At 38.3% G+C, this 18,888-nt stretch carries 8 protein-coding genes; 2 read left to right on the forward strand and 6 right to left on the reverse strand.

Annotation, left to right across the window (positions count from 1 at the left end; genetic code table 11):
* Nucleotides 1-220 precede the first annotated feature (220 nt).
* Nucleotides 221-8,806 (forward strand): GH36-type glycosyl hydrolase domain-containing protein, encoded by an 8,586-nt coding sequence (locus CER18_RS00615; RefSeq protein WP_100128180.1) that lies wholly within the window; start codon nt 221-223, stop codon nt 8,804-8,806.
* Nucleotides 8,807-8,922: 116 nt separating this feature from the next.
* Nucleotides 8,923-10,227, forward strand: a complete 1,305-nt coding sequence (pncB, locus tag CER18_RS00620) for a nicotinate phosphoribosyltransferase (protein WP_100128181.1) — start codon at nt 8,923-8,925, stop codon at nt 10,225-10,227.
* Between the two features lie 814 nt (nt 10,228-11,041).
* On the opposite strand, the gene CER18_RS00625 is transcribed toward pncB, so the two are convergent.
* The 6 genes from CER18_RS00625 to pheT form a co-directional block, all read right to left on the reverse strand.
* On the reverse strand, nt 11,042-11,428 hold the full coding sequence (locus tag CER18_RS00625; RefSeq protein WP_100128182.1) for a YbaN family protein: 387 nt from the start codon (nt 11,426-11,428) through the stop codon (nt 11,042-11,044).
* Between the two features lie 449 nt (nt 11,429-11,877).
* On the reverse strand, nt 11,878-12,783 hold the full coding sequence (locus CER18_RS00630; protein ID WP_100128183.1) for a metal ABC transporter permease: 906 nt from the start codon (nt 12,781-12,783) through the stop codon (nt 11,878-11,880).
* Nucleotides 12,780-13,646: a metal ABC transporter permease gene (locus tag CER18_RS00635; RefSeq protein WP_100128184.1), complete on the reverse strand. Its 867-nt coding sequence runs from the start codon at nt 13,644-13,646 to the stop codon at nt 12,780-12,782. The genes CER18_RS00630 and CER18_RS00635 overlap by 4 nt, the downstream gene beginning before the upstream one ends.
* Nucleotides 13,643-14,473 carry a manganese/iron ABC transporter ATP-binding protein gene (locus CER18_RS00640; protein ID WP_100128185.1) on the reverse strand — a complete coding sequence of 277 codons (831 nt, stop codon included), beginning with the start codon at nt 14,471-14,473 and terminating at the stop codon, nt 13,643-13,645. Before CER18_RS00640 ends, CER18_RS00635 begins: the two co-directional genes overlap by 4 nt.
* Entirely contained in the window at nt 14,470-15,378 is a 909-nt protein-coding gene (locus CER18_RS00645) for a metal ABC transporter substrate-binding protein (RefSeq protein ID WP_100128186.1), read from the reverse strand. The genes CER18_RS00640 and CER18_RS00645 overlap by 4 nt, the downstream gene beginning before the upstream one ends.
* A gap of 1,080 nt (nt 15,379-16,458) precedes the next feature.
* Entirely contained in the window at nt 16,459-18,873 is a 2,415-nt protein-coding gene (gene pheT, locus CER18_RS00650; protein WP_100128187.1) for a phenylalanine--tRNA ligase subunit beta, read from the reverse strand.
* Between the last annotated feature and the right edge of the window lie 15 nt (nt 18,874-18,888).

The raw sequence follows: 18,888 nt of genomic DNA on the forward strand, positions 1-18,888 counted from the left end.
TAAAATTGACGGTGTTATTAAGGTCACTCATTTTAGGAGTGACCTTTTTATTTTCTAAAGAAATTCTTTTCTTAATTTTTAATTATTGCATTAAAAATTATTATAAATGTTTGCAAATAAAAACAAAAAGTTTGTTTTTTATCTATCAACGGTTCACTATTTAGATAAAATGCTTACAATTTAAACAAAAAACGATGTAATTGAATAACAATGGGACGTTATGGCGTGCACAATACCTTTCATAAAGTACTTTTTTTCTCAAAAAAAGGAAAAAGATCATCTTATTAATACGGACTTTCCTCTTCGTGCAATGCATAAAGTACAGGAAGACCTTTATAACTTAGGGCATGATATAGCTTCTGGCAAAGAAATATTACTTCCTGAATATGAAGGAGTAGAAGATTTTCGCAAGAGATTGAATGAAAATGCTAAACTTATCCTTCATGCCTTTCATACCAGTTATTTTGCTGCTCAAAATGATGAAACGATTGCACCGTCTGCTCAATGGCTCATTGATAATCATTACACCATTGATAAAACCATACAACAACTACGTCGTAGCCTTCCAAAATCCTTCATAAAGCAACTTCCTCTTTCTACACAAAAAGCAGGAATGCCACGAATTTTTACTTTAACTTGGCTTTATATTGCGCATACCGATAGCAGCTTCTCACAAGAAACATTCACAGCTATGATCAATGGGTTTCAAGAAATTTGTGCGCTTACAATTGGTGAATTGTGGGCTCTTCCTTCTGTTATGCAAATGCTGCTCATTGAAAATGTTCGTCGTCTTTCAGTGCGTATCGAAAAAGCGCGGCATATGCGCAATCTTGCTAATCAAGTAGCGGATAAAATTTCTCTTGTAGACAATCAAACAAATCTAAACTCTCTTTTTACACAGTACAAATCATTTACTGCCGACCCAACTTTTTCGGCGCATTTATTCTATCGCTTACGCAGTGCATCTGTTGATTCAACGGTACTATTAACTTGGCTTGAAAAGCAATTGGAAAGTCATGGCAGTAGCTTAGAAAGTGCAACAGCCGATGAACACACTCGACAAGCCGCAGATGGTGTGACCATGGGCAATATTATCCGTGCTCTTAAAGCTATAGATGATGTTGATTGGACTGTATGGTTTGAAACGGTCAGTTGTGTTGATGCTATTTTGCGTAAAAATAGTGATTTTTCTGAAATTGATTCTCATTCACGCAGTGTTTATCGACAGGTCATTGAAAAAATTGCACGTTTTTCACCTCTTAGCGAGCTAGAAATTTCCCATAAAGCTTTAGAAATGGCCAATACCACCCTTGAAGATAGTCCTCATTATTCTTCTATTGGATGGTATCTTGTCGATGATGGTCGTGACGCCTTTGAAAAGGCTTGTGGGTATACGCCGCCTTCTCTCATAAAATGGGCACGCACTTTTTATTGCTTAAAACTGAGAGTCATTGCCATTCCTGTTTCTTTTCTAACACTTGCTCTTTTGCTTGCAGTTTACATCCTTTTACAAATATCTAGCATGACATCATGGATGTCTCTTTGTTTTACTGTATTGGCGCTTTTCCCTGCTATGGATGCGGCTTATGCTTTATTCAATACGGTTATTTCGTGGTTTGTTCCATCAAGACAGCTTATTGGTTATGAATATAAAGAAGGTATTCCAAGACACGCACGTACAATGGTCGTTGTGCCTACTTTGATAACATCACGCGATGATATTGATGCGCAAGTGCATAATCTTGAAGTACACTATCTTTCCAATCCTAAAGGTGCCATTCATTTTGCGCTCATTACAGATTGGGTTGATTCCTCCTTCGAGCAGACACAAGATGATCTTGATTTGTTGCACTATGCGCAAAAAAGCATTGATAAACTCAATAGTCGTTATCATCGTGATGAGCTTCCTGTTTTTTTCCTTTTACATCGCCGACGTCTTTATAATAGTGGCGAAAAATGTTGGATGGGATGGGAACGAAAGCGGGGAAAACTTCATGAACTCAATCGGCTTTTAAGAGGCGATAAAAACACAAGCTTTTACCCCACCAATCCACACCTTCCTATGGATTGCCGTTTTGTTATGACGCTGGATGCCGATACACGTCTTACTCCTGAGTGCGTCACAAAACTTGTTGGAAAGCTTAACCATCCGCTCAATCACCCTATTTTTGATCCGCAAAGTGGAAAAGTTGTCAAAGGCTATAGCATTTTGCAACCACGTATTATTCCTTCTCTGACAACAGGAAAAAAAACATCAATTTTCCAAAGGGTTTTTTCTACCAACCGTGGTATTGATCCTTATGTTTTTGCTGTTTCTGATACTTATCAAGATCTTTTAGGAGAAGGTAGTTTTATCGGTAAAGGTCTTTATAATATTGATGCATTTGAACAAGCCCTGAATGGCAAAGTGAAAGAAAATACGGTTCTCAGTCATGATCTTTTAGAAGGAGGATATGCCCGCACTTCTTTGGTAAGTAGCGTAGCAGTCATTGAGGACTACCCAACGGCTTATAATATTGATGTTATGCGTTATCATCGCTGGATTCGCGGTGATTGGCAACTTTTGCCCTATCTTTTTTTACCTCGTCAAATAAGCTTCGTGACGCGTTGGAAAATGCAGGATAATTTGCGTCGTTCTCTCACTCCATTGATGTGGTTAATCGCAGCATTTGCAGGATGGGCTCTCTTGCCATTAAAGAGTGCAATCATTTGGCAGATATTTTTGCTGCTTAGCGCTTTCATTGCACCCATTTTATGTGTATTAAAAACGCTTATTCCGTCCAATATAGATCATTCTTTGCATGGACATTTTCAATTAATTTGGAATAAAACTGCTCTTACAAGCGCTGGTATATTTCTTAAAGTGACGTTTCTTGCTTATTCGGCATATTTTATGACCGATGCGATTTTTCGTACACTCTATCGTATGATGATTTCAAAACAGCATCTTCTTGAATGGAAAACTTTTGTTACAACAAAATCAATGTCCAATAGTTTGCGTTCCTATGTGCTTACGATGGTACCAGCATCGCTTATTGGTGCTCTTGCTCTAACACTCCCTCTTTTTTTTGATAGTTTTGCAAGCTTTATTGCTTTGCCTTTTGGGATAGCATGGTTTTTTTCACCTTTCATTGCTTGGCTTGTGAGTCGACCTTCAACATTTCAAGATAGCCTTGATCTTTCTTTAAAAGATGAACAAATTCTCCGCTCTATTGCACGGCGGACGTGGCTTTATTATGCAACCTTTGTTAATGTACAAAACAACTACTTGCCCCCAGATAATTTTCAAGAAGATCCTGAACCTCTTGTTGCTCAGCGTACATCTCCTACGAATATAGGGGTTTATCTTCTTTCTATTATTGCTGCACGTGATTTTGGCTGGATTGGTTTTGAAGAGACAATCACCCGTATTGAATGTACATTACGCTCTCTTAAAAAAATGGAAAAATTCCGTGGTCATTTCTATAATTGGTATGAAACCGATACACTCAGACCTCTTTTACCCACTTATGTATCAACCGTTGATTCAGGAAATCTTGCTGGTCATTTGATCACGCTCTCTTCTGCTTTAAGGGAATGGGCTGAAAAACCGCCTCTTCTTTTTCAAAGTGATCGAGAAGGCTTATCGGATGTTCTTGCTATTCTCGAAGAAACGATTAAAGAAATTCCAGATCATCAACCAAGTTTACGTCCCTTACGCCGAAAAATCGAAGAAAAGATCGCTCGTTTTCATCACTCTGTTTGTACTTTTGTAGAACAAGAAAATACGATCCCTTCTCACATTAGGGATCTTTCACGTGCAGCCCACGATATTGTACATTTAGTCGATGAACTCGACCAAAAAATTCAAACGACAGAATCGGCTCATGCACTTTCTTGGGTTAAATGCCTTATCGAAACCTGCGACGCTTATCATCATGATGCAACGGCTCATGGTGACACTGAAAAGTTATGCAAGAAACTAAACAAGTTGGCTACAGCAGCACGGCAAATCGCCTTTGATATGCAATTTGATTTTTTAGAACAGCCTAAACGGCATCTCTTATCGATAGGATATCGTGTTCAAGAAAACAAACTCGATGAAAATTGTTATGATCTACTTGCTTCAGAGGCGCGTCTTGCAAGCTTTTTTGCCATCGCAAAAGGGGATATAAAACTTAAACATTGGTTTCATCTTAGTCGACTTCTCATCCCCATAGGTTGGAAAGGTGCACTTTTATCATGGTCTGGTTCCATGTTTGAATATCTTATGCCCTCTCTTGTAATGTATGAACCTTTAGGATCTCTCTTGGATCAAACAAATAGATTGATTATTCGTTGCCAAATACAATATGCTCATACACGGGGATTGCCATGGGGTATTTCAGAGGCCGCATTTAACGCGCGCGATCATTTAATGAATTACCAATATGCTCATTTTGGTGTTCCAAGCCTTGGACTCCAACGTGGTCTTTCTCGCAATGCTGTCGTTGCTCCCTATGCCAGCCTTCTAGCGGCACAATATGCTCCTTCTTACGCTGTTGCCAATTTAAAAAGACTCCGTGATCTTGGAGCTTTAGGAACATACGGTTATTATGACTCTGTTGATTTTACCCCTTCACGCGTAAAAACAGGGGAAAAATACGCCATTGTACGCAATTATTATGCGCACCATCATGGTATGTCTATCCTTGCTCTTAACAATGTTATTTTTCAGGGGCGAATGCGTGATCGTTTTCATCGTGATCCCGTTATTGAAGTAATGCAATTGCTTTTACAAGAGCGCGCTCCCCATCTTATTCCTATTATTCACACCAAAGCTATTAAGCGTATGCGCAATAAATCTCAAGCATTGGATGCCGCTCCTTTGCGCATTATTACAAACCCGCTGCTTAAACCACGGGAAACTTTGCTTTTGTCTAATGGCTCTTATTCTATCATGTTAACAGCAAATGGTTCTGGCTATAGCCGTTGGCACGATTATGCGATTACGCGTTTTATTCCTGATGCAACAGAAGATCAACAAGGGATTTTATTCTTCCTACGCGATACTTATAGTGGACGGTGGTGGTCTGTGACCAGTGAACCAACACGCGTTATTGAAGAAGAAGCTGTCAGCATTTTTACGGATGAAAAGGCTGAATATACAAAAATGGTTGATGGGATAAAATCAACACTTGAATGCCTTATTGCATCTGAAGGATGCGGTGAAGGTAGACGTATTCAGCTGATGAATACAACAAACAAAGACTGTCTTATTGAAGTTACCTCGTATGGTGAACTCGCGCTCGCAACAATGGATATGGACCAAGCTCATCCTGTTTTTTCACGAATGTTTATAGAGACAGAAATTACTGAGGAAGGCAAAACAATTTTTGCCAAAAGGCGCAAACGCTCACCTAACGATCCTGAAGTTTATATTGCTCATTTTGTCTCCAGTACAACAGATACTCTCCAAAAGACAGAAGCTGAAACAGATCGCTCTCTGTTTATTGGTCGGGGGCGATCCATTCATCGGCCTGCTGCATTTGACCGAAATGCTCGTTTGAGTAACAGTCAAGGTTGTGTTCTTGATCCTATTATGTCATTGCGATGTCGTATAAAAATTCCAGCCCAAGGAAAAGTAGAACTTATTTTTTGGACTTTTGCTGCTCATACAAAAGATGCGCTACATAATCATATAAAACATTATCGACAACCCGAAATGTTTCAAAAAGAACTTTCAATGGCATGGACACGTTCACAAGTTGCACTGTATCAGAGTGGGACCCAGCTTAAAGAAGCTATTGTCTATCAAAAATATGCAACGCCACTTATCTATCTTGATCGAACATGGCGTCTTCCTTCTGAAATATTAGCAAAAACGCTTGGAAAACAGTCTGATCTTTGGCCCATGTCCATCTCAGGAGACAATCCGATCTGTCTTCTTAGATTAAATAACGAGGGAAATATAACTGTATTGCGTGAACTCCTTAAAGCACATGAATATTGGCGTACGCGCGGACTCATTGTTGATTTGGTCATTCTCAATGAACAAGCATTTTCCTATATACAAAATACACAACGCGCTCTTGAATGGGTATGCGAATCTTATCGACATCACACGCAAGAAACAGATGAACGCCAACATATTTTTACACTTCGGCGTGATCAAATAAATGAACAAAGTTTTAAAACGCTTCTTGCATCAGCTCGCATTATTCTTGATGCTCAAAACGGCTCTTTATCTGAACAGCTTAAACGACTTGATGAGAATAATTTTGATTTCTCAATTCGTAAAAATTATCAAGGATTTCACGATCAATTAGACTCCCCCCAATATAACACAGGCAGGCAAGTTACAACACAAACTGAACAAAATCTTTTTGCTTCCATTGGTCTTGCAAGCCAACAAAAACCATCGTCTCCCCCCCTTAATGGAGAAGATCTAAAATATTGGAATGGTTATGGTGGTTTTAATCAGCATAATCATTATGTCATACGTCTTCATGGGCGTACTACAACACCACATCCTTGGATTAACGTCATTGCTCATCATGGATTTGGTTTTCATGTTTCTGCTGAAGGTACAATTTTTACTTGGGCTCACAATAGTCGCGATTATCAATTAACCCCTTGGGCGAATGATCCAACGTCTAACCGGCCAGGCGAAGCACTTTATCTGGTTGATCGCCAGTCTTTAAAACGTTTTTCACCTGTTTCTGCTGTAGAATGTGATGAAAATGTTTTTTATGAGGCTTGTCATGGTTTTGGATTCTCAACTTTTAAATCGACACATTCAGAAATCGCATTAGAACTGACTCATACACTCGACATAGAGAAACCTATTCGCTTTTCACGCCTTATCCTCACGAATGAAGGGGAAAAACCACGCAGTTTACGCCTTTATAATTATGTTGAATGGGTTTTGGGAAATGCCCGTACAAAATATGCTCCCTTTATTGTTCCCTCTTATGAGGCTAAAAGAGGGGCACATTTCATTAAAAATCCTTATCATAGTGAAAAATCTCAACAAGTCACATTTTTATCAGCATCTAAAATGCCAACCAGCACCACAACCAATCGCAGCGAATTTATCGGTGCAACGGGAAGCGTAACACATCCAAATGCGCTCCGTAAAGCCAGAGCACTTTCCAATACCATTGAAGCAGGATGTGATCCTTGTTCAGCATTTGCTTATGATATTGAGCTTCTTCCAGGACAAACAAAAGAAATCATTTTTTATCTTGGCAGTGCTGAAAATAGAAAAGAAGCTGAAAAATTACTCAATCAAGCCCGTGCAAGTGATTTTGAAACTTTGCTTAAAAAACAAAAACAATATTGGAGTGATTTTGTTTCCCCACTCCAAGTAAAAACATCGGACCCCTCTTTCGATATTATGGTCAACCATTGGCTTCCCTATCAAATTTATGCATGCCGCATTATGGCGCGCGCTGCCTTTTATCAAGCAAGTGGAGCATTTGGTTTCCGTGACCAGTTACAAGATAGTTTGTCTTTGTTATTGCTGAAACCACAATTAGCCCATGAACAATTGTTAAATGCTGCAGCGCACCAATTTCTTGAAGGGGATGTGCAACATTGGTGGTTGCCTGATACAAATGCTGGTGTTCGCACACATATTTCTGATGATATCGTTTGGCTTGCCTATGCAACAGCTCTTTATGTCAATACCATGGGCGATGACGCTTTTCTTGATACGCTCATACCTTTTATTGAAGGTGATGTTCTCAAAAGTGGGCAACAGGATGCTTATTTTCAACCTACCCAATCCTCAAAGGTCGCAACAGTTTATGAACATTGTGTTTTAGCTTTAGACCTTGCCATTAAACGCTGTGGCCCCCACGGACTTCCTCTTATTTTAGGTGGTGATTGGAATGATGGCATGAATCTGGTAGGTTTCCAAGGAAAAGGCGAAAGCATTTGGTTAGGATGGTTTCTTGGGTACACACTACAAGCATTTATTCCTTTGGCCCAAAAACGTGGTGACAACAGCCATATGCAAATATGGAGTACGCACCTTGAACGCTTGAAAAAATCCCTAGAAGAAAACGGTTGGGATGGCGCTTGGTATCGACGTGGTTATTTTGATGATGGAACACCTCTTGGTTCTAAAAACAATGATGAATGCCAAATTGATACCATTGCCCAATCTTGGGCTGTTATTTCTCAAATGGCACCGCTTGAACGTCAAAAACAAGCTATGGACTCAATGCTTGAACATCTCTATGATAAACAAGGAAAACTTCTACGTCTTTTCTGGCCTCCTTTTGATCAAACAACTCTCGAACCTGGTTATATAAAAGGTTATCCTCCAGGCACTCGAGAAAATGGGGGGCAATATACCCATGGCGCTATTTGGAGTATTTTAGCGCTTGCACAAATAGATGAAAGCGATCAAGCTTATCGTTTATTTTCCGCGATTAACCCTATTAATCATGGACAAAATCCTGAAACCTATCGTGTTGAACCTTATGTGATGGCGGCAGATATTTATGCTGTTGAACCACGGTGTGGTCAAGGTGGTTGGACATGGTATACAGGATCAGCTGGGTGGTTTTATCGTGCTGCAACACAAGCGATTCTTGGCATTCATCGTCAAGGAGATCGATTGTTTTTACATCCACACTTGCCTTCCTTCTGGCCCGAATATGAAGCAAAAATGAAATTTTATGAAGCTATTTATACCATTAAAGTGAAATGGGGATCTGAAAATACACTCAGAGTTAATGGAAAAGAATATGCTCATGTTCAAACAGGGATAAAGTTGGAAAAAACCGGAAAACATGAAATCATATGCACACTTAAATCCTCAAAACAGAAAAGCTAAAAGGCTTTTTTATTCTTGCTCAAAATCTTAGAGTTGTTATAGTTTCTCTCATTCCTATATGGATCTTATTGGAGCGCAATAACTTTAAATTCTATAAAACGGAAAGAAAGAGGATTATGAATCATCCAGACATCGCAAGGCGTGTTTACGATCATACTTGGAAACTTGATCCCATTATTCGTTCACTTCTTGATACGGATTTTTATAAGCTTCTTATGGTACAGATGATTTGGGGGCTTTATCCTACTGTCAATGTTACTTTTTCCCTCATAAATCGCTCTAAAACAATACGTCTTGCCGATGATATTGATGAGGGTGAATTGCGTGCCCAACTTGATCATGCTCTTAGTTTGCGCTTTACGAAAAAAGAAATGATCTGGCTTGCTGGTAATACATTTTATGGACGTAAACAAATTTTTGAACCGGATTTTCTTCAGTGGCTTGAGAATTTTCAATTACCAGAATATGAACTAACCCGTAAAGATAGCCAATATATTCTTCATTTTCATGGTCCGTGGGCTCATAGCTCTATGTGGGAAATTCCAGCTCTTGCTATTGTCAGTGAATTACGTTCACGTGCTGCTATGAAAAAACTGGATCGTTTTGCTCTTGATGTACTTTATGCACGGGCTAAAGCAAAGATGTGGCGTAAAGTTGAACGCCTTAAAAAATTGCCTGATATTAAAATATCCGACTTTGGGACAAGGCGGCGCCATTCTTTTTTATGGCAGCGCTGGTGTGTTGAAGCATTAAAAGAAGGCATTGGGAGTTCTTTTACGGGAACTTCTAATGTTCTTCTCGCCATGGATACCGATTTAGAGGCTCTTGGAACTAATGCGCATGAATTGCCTATGGTCATTGCAGCTCTTAGCAACAGTGATGATGAATTACGCAGAGCTCCGTATCAAGTTTTGCAAGATTGGAATCGCTATTATGGTGGAAATCTTCTCATTGTTTTACCTGATACTTTTGGTACAGAAGCATTTTTATGTGATGCCCCAGATTGGGTAGCAGATTGGACGGGCTTTAGACCGGATAGTGCCCCTCCTATTGAAGGTGGAGAGCGTATTATTCGGTGGTGGAAAGAAAAAGGAAAAGATCCACGTGAAAAACTTTTAATTTTTTCTGATGCACTTGATGTCGATACGATTGAAAAAACCTATCATCATTTCCATGGGAAAGTGCGCATGAGTTTTGGATGGGGCACAGATCTTACCAATGACTTTACAGGCTGTGCCCCTCAAGAAATAGCAACCCTTGATGCTCTTTCCCTTGTTTGTAAGGTGACCCATGCCAATGGTCGACCAGCCGTAAAACTTTCAGATAATCCTGAGAAGACGATCGGTAATTCAAAAGAAGTACAACGTTATCTCAATTTTTTTGGTAATAAAAAGCGCATTGCTAGACCTATCAAGATGTAGTTTTCAGCTCTTTAAACGGATATATTAACGCATCATATTGTTTATAAGGTTAACCTTTTCCTCACCCTGAGGACGGAGATTCTTAACCCTTACGGGGGCTGTAAATAGTTCGGCTTCTCGTTGAACAGATTCCACTTATCTTCCCACACAGTCAGTTTATTGACATAAGGCTCGATGAGCAAAGCTTAAAAATATGCACGATGCACTTAAGAAAACTTAATGTACCAAGGAAGTTTAGCTAAGGAAGCTTATATGTTTTATATTATTGTTATAGATAAAGGTATTTTACGGCATAACAGGATACTATCATTATGCATGTTGAGTGAGAATTCTTGAAGCTCATAAAAAACAGAGAATGCGATAATATTTTTATTTCGAATCAGCTTTATGCAAAGTCAGAAAATTTATTTACGCACATATCATCACAAGAATACGATGTTCTCATTAAGATATATGAAAACAGACAAAAGATTTTGTTAGAAAAAAGATATAATATCAATGCGTTTTAAACCGGAGATGTATATAGAGATTCGCGTGAGCATGCTTTAAAAAATAAAATCTCTTCATGAATATGATTTATCATTGTTGACAAAGAAACTTTTTATGCCTTTTAAGGGCTTTGTTCATAATTTTCTTTGCTCATGAAACTTATTTCACAAATAGATCATTGACTAATTACTTTTAAAAAGTTCCTTATTTCATATGCATTTTGAATATGGAGAGGTTATATCTAAAATTTGAGGGAAAAGTTTCCCTTATTATCTTAACAAATAAGTCAAAGCTAAAAAAGCATCTCATAAAGTCTTTTATGTCATTATGAAGATGGACGGGTTACGATATAAATAGCAATCAACAATAATATAACGGCAACGAGTAAAGAAATCCATAAAGGAGGGTGTACCATCACGAAAAAAGATAATCCTCCCCCTGTCATACTCATCACTGCAAAAATTTTAACAAATGGAGAAATAGCTCTTCTGTCTTCCCATTTTTTAAGAGGAGGACCAAAAATACGATGATTATTCAACCACTGATGAAAACGTGGAGAAGAACGCGTAAAACACCATGAGGCAACCAACAAAAAAGGCACAGTCGGCATAATAGGTAAGACCACACCGATAATACCTAAGATAACCATTGCCCAACCTGCTATGTAATAGCAGAGGCGCAAAGGGTGTGATATCTTGCAATATTTTTTCATTCTCTCGTATTGTTCTCCTCCACGTAAAATTTTACGCAAAAAATTATATTTATTTAACGGTTTATATGTTTGAGTGGATAAGGGTTTATATGTTTGAGTGGATAAGTCCTCTCCATTATTTCTCCTCTCCACACATTTCTATGTGTAAGTGTCTTTACGCTTATAAGTTCCCTCAAGATATACTCAATAGTTTTGCAACATGATAATCATTTTAAATGGTTTCAAGAAATAAGAAGAGATTTTAGAAAAGTAAAAAAATAAAAAGGCTGCATAACAAATCAATGCAGCCTCTTAATTAAGAATGCAGCGTTGGGGGGGGAGAATATGCACTGCATTCAATTGCTAGACATTAGGAGGAAAAATAACCTAGCGACTCAACCTCTAATTAAAATAAGCACGAGAAACAATATATAAAAATGCATGGCTGATATGCATGAATTTTATCACCGTCAAGTTTCTTGAATTATGTTTCGACGAAAGAAAGTCATCATGAAAATGGCAATAAAAATCAATGTCAAAATTAACACTATTGTGGAGGCAGAATCAGAGCCGATAAATAAGCTAAGATAAATCCCTAAAAAACCAGAGAAAGCGGCAATAAGTATCGCGATCATTAACATACAAGAAAACCGTTTTGTGACAAGATAGGCAATAGCTCCTGGTGCTATCAGTAAAGAAATAACAAGCACAATTCCAACCGCTTTTAAAGCCGCAACAATTGTGAGAGAAATCATAGTGAGAAGGGTATAGTGGAGCAGTGATATTTGCAATCCCATTGCACGACCTTGTACTGAATCAAAAATATACAGCATAAAATCACGCCATTTGGCTCCTAAAATAAAAGTAACAATGGCAGAAATGATCGCTGTCTGGGTAATATCAAGCCAATTAACGCCTAACAGATTCCCAAATAGAATATGATTTAAATCTAAGCTACTATAGATAGATGTTGCCAAAACAAGCCCTAAACCAAACATCGATGAAAAAACAACCCCCATTACTGTATCCTGTTTGATACGACTATTGCTCCCCAAAAAACCTGTTGTAAGCGCACAAACCATACCCGCAACAAAAGCACCGCAAGTAATCAAAGTCATTGTAATATTTTCTGGGCGCATATGCTGGAACCAAGCAAATGGCAAAGAAGCTAAAAATGCTATGACCCACGGTGTTGTCATATAACCAACAACAACACCTGGAAAAACTGCATGGGAAATAGCATCGCCTAACAGCGCCCATCCTTTCAAAATAAGGAAACAAGAAAGCATTGCCATTGGAATAGAAAGGATCATAACAATAAGCATGCCTTTCAGCATAAAAGAAAATTGAAAAGGAAGGAGCAATTGATCAATCATGATAACACCACCCCTTTTTTTGCTGCATTTATCCGTAAACGCGCGGCAATATATCCGTGTTTAGGAGCAAAAATAAAAGCTAACATAAATAAGAATGCTTGAAAGAGTACGACAACACCCCCGGTTTGTGCATTCAAAAAATAACTCACATAAACACCTAATACGCTTGTGAATGTCCCAATTATAACTGCAATCACCAAGATATTCACAAAACGATCACTTAAAAGATAAGCAGTTGCCCCAGGCGTTACAACCAAACAAATAACCAAAAATGCTCCAACCGTTTGCATTGCAGCAACAGTACAAGCAGCAAGCAGTGTGAAAAAGAGAATCTTTAAAAACTTTACGTTCAATCCAATGGCATGTGCATGTGTTTCATCAAATAAAGAAACAAGGAGATCTTTCCATTTCAAAAGCAATATAAATAAAGAGAAAAAACCAATAAAAGCCAATTGTATAATATCTGATGAACTAACGGCTAAAATATTTCCTAAAACAATCGTATCAATATTAACAGCCATTGGTTTTAATGATTTGAGAAATAACCCAAAAGCAAAAAAGGAAGAAAAAATGAGACCAATAATGGTATCTTCTTTCAGTTTTGTTCGCTGATTAAAAAATAGCATTGCTGCTGCCGCAAGACCACCAGAAAAAAAAGCGCCAAGTGAAAAAGGTAACCCTAAAAGGTAAGCGCCTGCGACACCAGGAACAATTGAATGGGATAGCGCATCACCAATCAACGACCAACCTTTTAACATCAAAAAAGCCGAAAGAAAGGCACAAACACACCCAACCAATCCAGAAACCCACATTGCATTCACCATATATTGATAGCTTAGTGGTTCAAGCAACCAAGAAATCATGCAACATGCTCCACTCTTTCAATATTTCCACGAACTGCAGACTGTTTTCTTCCCATGAAAACATCATTTTTCTTCGTGCCTTGAAGATCAAAAATATGGTGGTGCAAAGAGCCTCCGAAAGTTTTTTCCAGATTTTCTTTTGTAAAGATTTTTTCTGTTAACCCAGAAGCTAAAACGGTTCCTTTTATTAAAACTGTATGATCACAAAATTCCGGAACAGAGCCTAAATTATGGGTAGAGACCAAGATGACTGCTCCTTCTTTACGAAGATCTTGTAACAAAGCAATGATTTTATCTTCTGTTGTAACATCAACCCCTGTAAACGGCTCATCTAATAAAATAGCTTTTGCTTTCTGTGCCAGAGCACGCGCTAGAAAAACGCGCTTTTTTTGCCCACCAGAAAGTTCTCCAATCTGGCGTTTGGCAAAAGGCAACATATCCACGCGTTCCAAGGCAACACGAACGGCTTCATAATCTCGCGCCCGTGCATAACGAAAGAAATTCATGTGACCGTAACGTCCCATCAAGACAACATCTTCAACCAGAACAGGAAAATTCCAATCAACATCTTCACTTTGAGGAACATAAGCAATAAGGTTTTTTTTCAAAGCTGTATCAACGGGCAAGTCAAACATGCGAATTTTTCCCTTTGAGGGGCGTACAAAACCCATAATCGCTTTAAATAATGTCGACTTACCGGACCCATTAACGCCAACCAATGCTGTAATAGATCCCTTTGGACTTTCAAAATTTACTTCGCGTAAAGCTGTATGTCCATTACGATAAGTTACCGTTACGCCTTGGGCAAATATTCCACATTCCGTCATTGGCTTTTTACTCCCTCTAATAAGGCTTTGCTAATACGATCACTCGTGACACGTAATAAGTCAATATAAGTGGGGACTTCACCATTTTTTTCACTCAGAGAATCAACATAAAGAACACCACCGTATTTAGCTCCTGTTTCCCTTGCCACTTGTTTAGCTGGTGCTGGAGAAATTGTGCTTTCAGAAAAAACTGCTTGGATATTGTATTTGCGAACCATATCAACAACATGCTTAACCTGTTGTGGTGTTCCTTGCTGGTCAGCATTGATTGGCCATAAATAAAGTTCCTTCAGATCAAAATCACGTGCCAAATAACTAAATGCACCTTCACTCGTTACAAGCCAACGCTTGTCTTGAGGAACTGCTGATAATTCAGCTCTGATTGGATCAATGGTGGCGCGAATCTTTTGTTTATAAATTTCAGCATTTTCTTTATAAACAGCAGCATGCTCAGGATCGTACTTTACAAAAGCATCACGAATATTATCAACGTAAATCAGAGCAGAAGTTGGTGACATCCAAGCATGAGGATTGGGTTTACCACTAAAGGGCCCTTCACCAATTGTAATTGGCTCAACACCTTCTGAAACTACGACACTTGGAACATCCTTAATATTTTGAAAAAACTTTTCAAACCAAAGCTCTAATTCTAATCCATTCCACAAGATAAGATTTGCGCCTTGCGCACGCATAAGATCACGAGGGGTGGGTTGATATTCGTGAATTTCAGCACCTGGTTTTGTGATTGATTCAACATCAGCGGCATCACCCGCCACATTTCGCGCCATATCAGCAATAATGGTGAATGTCGTAACAGCTTTAAATTTACCAGCACATACCGCTAAATCTGGAGTAAAAAAGATAAGACTTCCCAGAATTAGAGCAAAAATTTTCTTTATATTCATTAATTTTCTCTTTGTTTTATTGCGAATGATTTGCATTATCATTTAGCAATAACAGTTATTTTTTGCATTTGCAATGAAGGATTTTCACAAAAATTAACTTTTCAAGCCTTTTAAAAACAATTCTTTCTCATCTTAAAAATTCATCTTGAAAAAACGGATGATTTTAAGAAAAAATTGCTTTGTTGTTTTTCAAAGCATTTTATAAAAGCTGAGATATCTTTCTCATTCTTTACTGTTAAGCTTATGTTTTATGGCACTTATTTATCTCATAAAGCCTGTGTCTTTTTTTGTTGCTGATCAATCAACAGCTAATCACAATGATAACATATTAATTTATAAGGATAATATATTATTTTATTAAGTTAACGACCCGAATATCATAGTTTTTTTGATTTTAAGCCCTTTTATGATGAATCAATCATTACCTTTTACTTGCCCATTTCAAGTGGAATGAGTCTGTGAATAAAAACGATAAAAAGGAGTAAAATCTTTCTTTATGGCCTTCCGCAAATATAAGTTCTTGTCGGCTACATGGAAGTTAGAAAAGAGAGTATGATGGAGCCAATTTTTCGTTTACGAAGCATAAAGAAAGTCATGCAGAATAAAACTTTAATCATATATCCTTCATAGACCTGTTTTAACAAAACATCTTATACTCATCTCATGGCAATACCTCTAAGGCACATATCTCAAAGGGGATGAGGTCCATTGAGCACTATCATTGATTTTACAAAATGCGGTACTATTTTTACTTTTTCAATCCCAATGTTGCATGATCAATTCCTCATATTGGCATTTGAGAGCTAGTATAAGAAGAATTTTAATTCCTTTTTATGGTTTCTACATAACCACTTCACTTTAAGGTATGAAAATAAAAAATTTTGATTCATTCAAAGAGGATTTTGAAATGATAAGTCCTATAATCTTGCAGCCTTTATTTAATATGAAAAAATTATCATTATAAATGAATGGCTTGTAGTAAAATTATCTTGCAAAAGAATTCTAAAGATCTCAAACCCTTTAAAAAATAAAGGAGCACTCAAAAGCGCTCCTGTTTTTATAAAAGGAATCCGAAGATACTCAACGACGAAGATAAGCGCCTGTCATTTTAGTAACATTTTCTATGACTTTTGCAGCAATTTCTTCTAGGTCCTTATCTGTCAAAGTGCGTTCAATCGGTTGAATAACAATCTCAATGGCAACAGATTTTTTATCTTCACCAAGGCTTTGATCTTCAAAAAGATCAAAAACTTGTACAGAATGAATAAGTTTTTTATCGGCTCCCTGAGCAGCACGAACAATAAGAGAAGAAGCAATTGTTTTATCAACGATAAATGCAAAATCACGCCGCACCATTTGAAAAGGCGATAATTTCAAAGGAGAACGGTTCTTTGTTGCTTTTTTCTTTGGTTCTGGAATTTGATCGAGAAAAATTTCAAAACCGCATAAAGGACCACTGATATCTAATTTTTCTAAAGTCGCTGGATGAAGAACACCAAAAAAACCAAGAATAATCTTTGATCCAAGTTTTATGACTCCTGAACGACCTGGATGATACCAATCGGGGGCTCCAACTTCAATCTGTATTTTTCCAACATCTATATCGCATGCTTCTAAAACGGCTAAAGCATCTGCTTTGGCATCAAAAACATCAACGGCGGCTGCATTTCCATTCCAAAAACGCCCAGCGCCTTCAAATTGCTCCGTACCACGACGAATCCCACTCACAACACGTCGTTGTTTATCAGGGGTATCGCCTTCATAAATGCTGGAAACTTCAAACAAAGCAAGATCAGAAAAACCACGATCAGCATTTCTCTGCGCTGCCATAAGCAAACCAGGTAAAAGAGAAGGACGCATCACTGACATATCAGTGGCAATAGGATTGACCAATTTAAGCTCCGCTTGACCTCCCCCAAAAGCAAGAGCCTGATTTTCAGAGATAAAAGACCAGGTTACCGCTTCTTTCATACCGCGATGTGCTAGAGCCAAACGGGTAGCGCGTGAACGAATTTGCACGCATGTTAAAACATGATCTTTTTCTTCTGCGAAGTTTTCCAAAGGAATAGGCTTAATTTTATCTAACCCATAAATCCTCATAACTTCTTCGACCAAATCGGCTTTACCCATAATATCAGGGCGCCACGATGGCACTTTTACTGTAACGATATCTCCTTTTCCCTCAATGCAAAATCCAAGTTTCGTTAAAATAGAAATGACTTTTGCAGGCTCTATGTCCAAATGTGTCAAACGTTTAATTTCAGAAAAAGGAAAAGCGATCTGTTTTGTTTCTTGTTGCTGATAGCCAACAGTTTTCGCCTTAGAGACTTCACCACCACAAAGACGTAAGACCAATTCTGTTGCAATCTCAAGCCCTGTTTCCATAAAAGCTGGATCAACACCGCGTTCAAATCGATAACGTGCATCACTGATAAGACCTAATGTTCGCCCTGTTTGTGCGATGCTTTGTGCATTCCAAAGCGCCGATTCAATAATAACGCGCCGTGTTGTTTCATCACAACTCGTTCTTTCACCACCCATAATACCGGCAATCGAAACAACACCTTCTTCATCTGCAATAACACAATCTTGAACGCCCAAATGATAGATTTTTCCATTAAGTGCTTGAAGCTGTTCCCCTTCACGACCACAACGTACATACAAATTGCCTTTAATCTTATCCGCATCAAAAACATGGAGCGGACGACCAAGGTCAAAACAGATATAATTGGTTATATCAACAAGTGCATTAATCGGTCTCAAACCAATTGCATTCAAACGTTGTTGCATCCATTGCGGTGATGCGCCATTTTGAACATTACACACCTCGCGCCAAGAAAAGCCTAAACATAACGATGAAGTTTGCGAAAAATCTAATGAAACGTTGAGAGGGGTATCAAAGGAAGCTGCAAATTTTGGTAAAGACAATTCTTTTAATTGTCCCATTCCAGCAGCAGCAAGATCACGGGCAATACCACGAACACCTGTGCAATCAGAGCGATTGGGGGTCAAACCAATATCAATGATTGGATCATCGAGACCAGCATAAGCTGCAAATGAAACCCCAATAGGACTGTCTTCTGGAAGTTCGATAATGCCATCGTGCTCATTTGATAATTCAAGCTCAGCTTGTGAACACATCATCCCAAAACTCTCAACACCGCGGATTTTTCCTACAGATAATGTCACATCGAGTCCTGGAATATAGGTGCCTGGTCGTGCAAGGACACCAACAAGCCCAGCACGTGCATTGGGCGCACCACAGACAACTTGAACAGGTGTAGCAGTTCCCGTATCTACTGAGAGAATCTGAAGTTTATCTGCATCAGGATGTTTTATCGCTGTTAAAACTTTTGCAATCACAAAGTTTTTTAAAGAAGAGCGATCATCAACGTGATCAATCTCAAGACCGATAGCTGTTAATTTCTCGCAAATTTCATCTAAAGATGCATCTGTCTCTAAGTGATCTTTTAACCACGACAAAGTAAATTTCATTTTAAAACCTCACAG

It is taken from the genome of Bartonella tribocorum (assembly GCF_002777915.1).
In the GTDB taxonomy this organism is placed as follows: Bacteria; Pseudomonadota; Alphaproteobacteria; order Rhizobiales; family Rhizobiaceae; genus Bartonella; species Bartonella tribocorum_A.

Bases quoted from the DNA above. Each gene is read 5' to 3' on its own strand.
- CER18_RS00615 (WP_100128180.1), top strand. From the start codon at position 221: ATGGCGTGCACAATACCTTTCATAAAGTACTTTTTTTCTCAAAAAAAG.
- pheT (WP_100128187.1), bottom strand. From the start codon at position 18,873: ATGAAATTTACTTTGTCGTGGTTAAAAGATCACTTAGAGACAGATGCA.
- pncB (WP_100128181.1), top strand. From the start codon at position 8,923: ATGAATCATCCAGACATCGCAAGGCGTGTTTACGATCATACTTGGAAA.
- CER18_RS00635 (WP_100128184.1), bottom strand. From the start codon at position 13,646: ATGATTTCTTGGTTGCTTGAACCACTAAGCTATCAATATATGGTGAAT.
- CER18_RS00630 (WP_100128183.1), bottom strand. From the start codon at position 12,783: ATGATTGATCAATTGCTCCTTCCTTTTCAATTTTCTTTTATGCTGAAA.
- CER18_RS00645 (WP_100128186.1), bottom strand. From the start codon at position 15,378: ATGAATATAAAGAAAATTTTTGCTCTAATTCTGGGAAGTCTTATCTTT.
- CER18_RS00625 (WP_100128182.1), bottom strand. From the start codon at position 11,428: ATGAAAAAATATTGCAAGATATCACACCCTTTGCGCCTCTGCTATTAC.
- CER18_RS00640 (WP_100128185.1), bottom strand. From the start codon at position 14,473: ATGACGGAATGTGGAATATTTGCCCAAGGCGTAACGGTAACTTATCGT.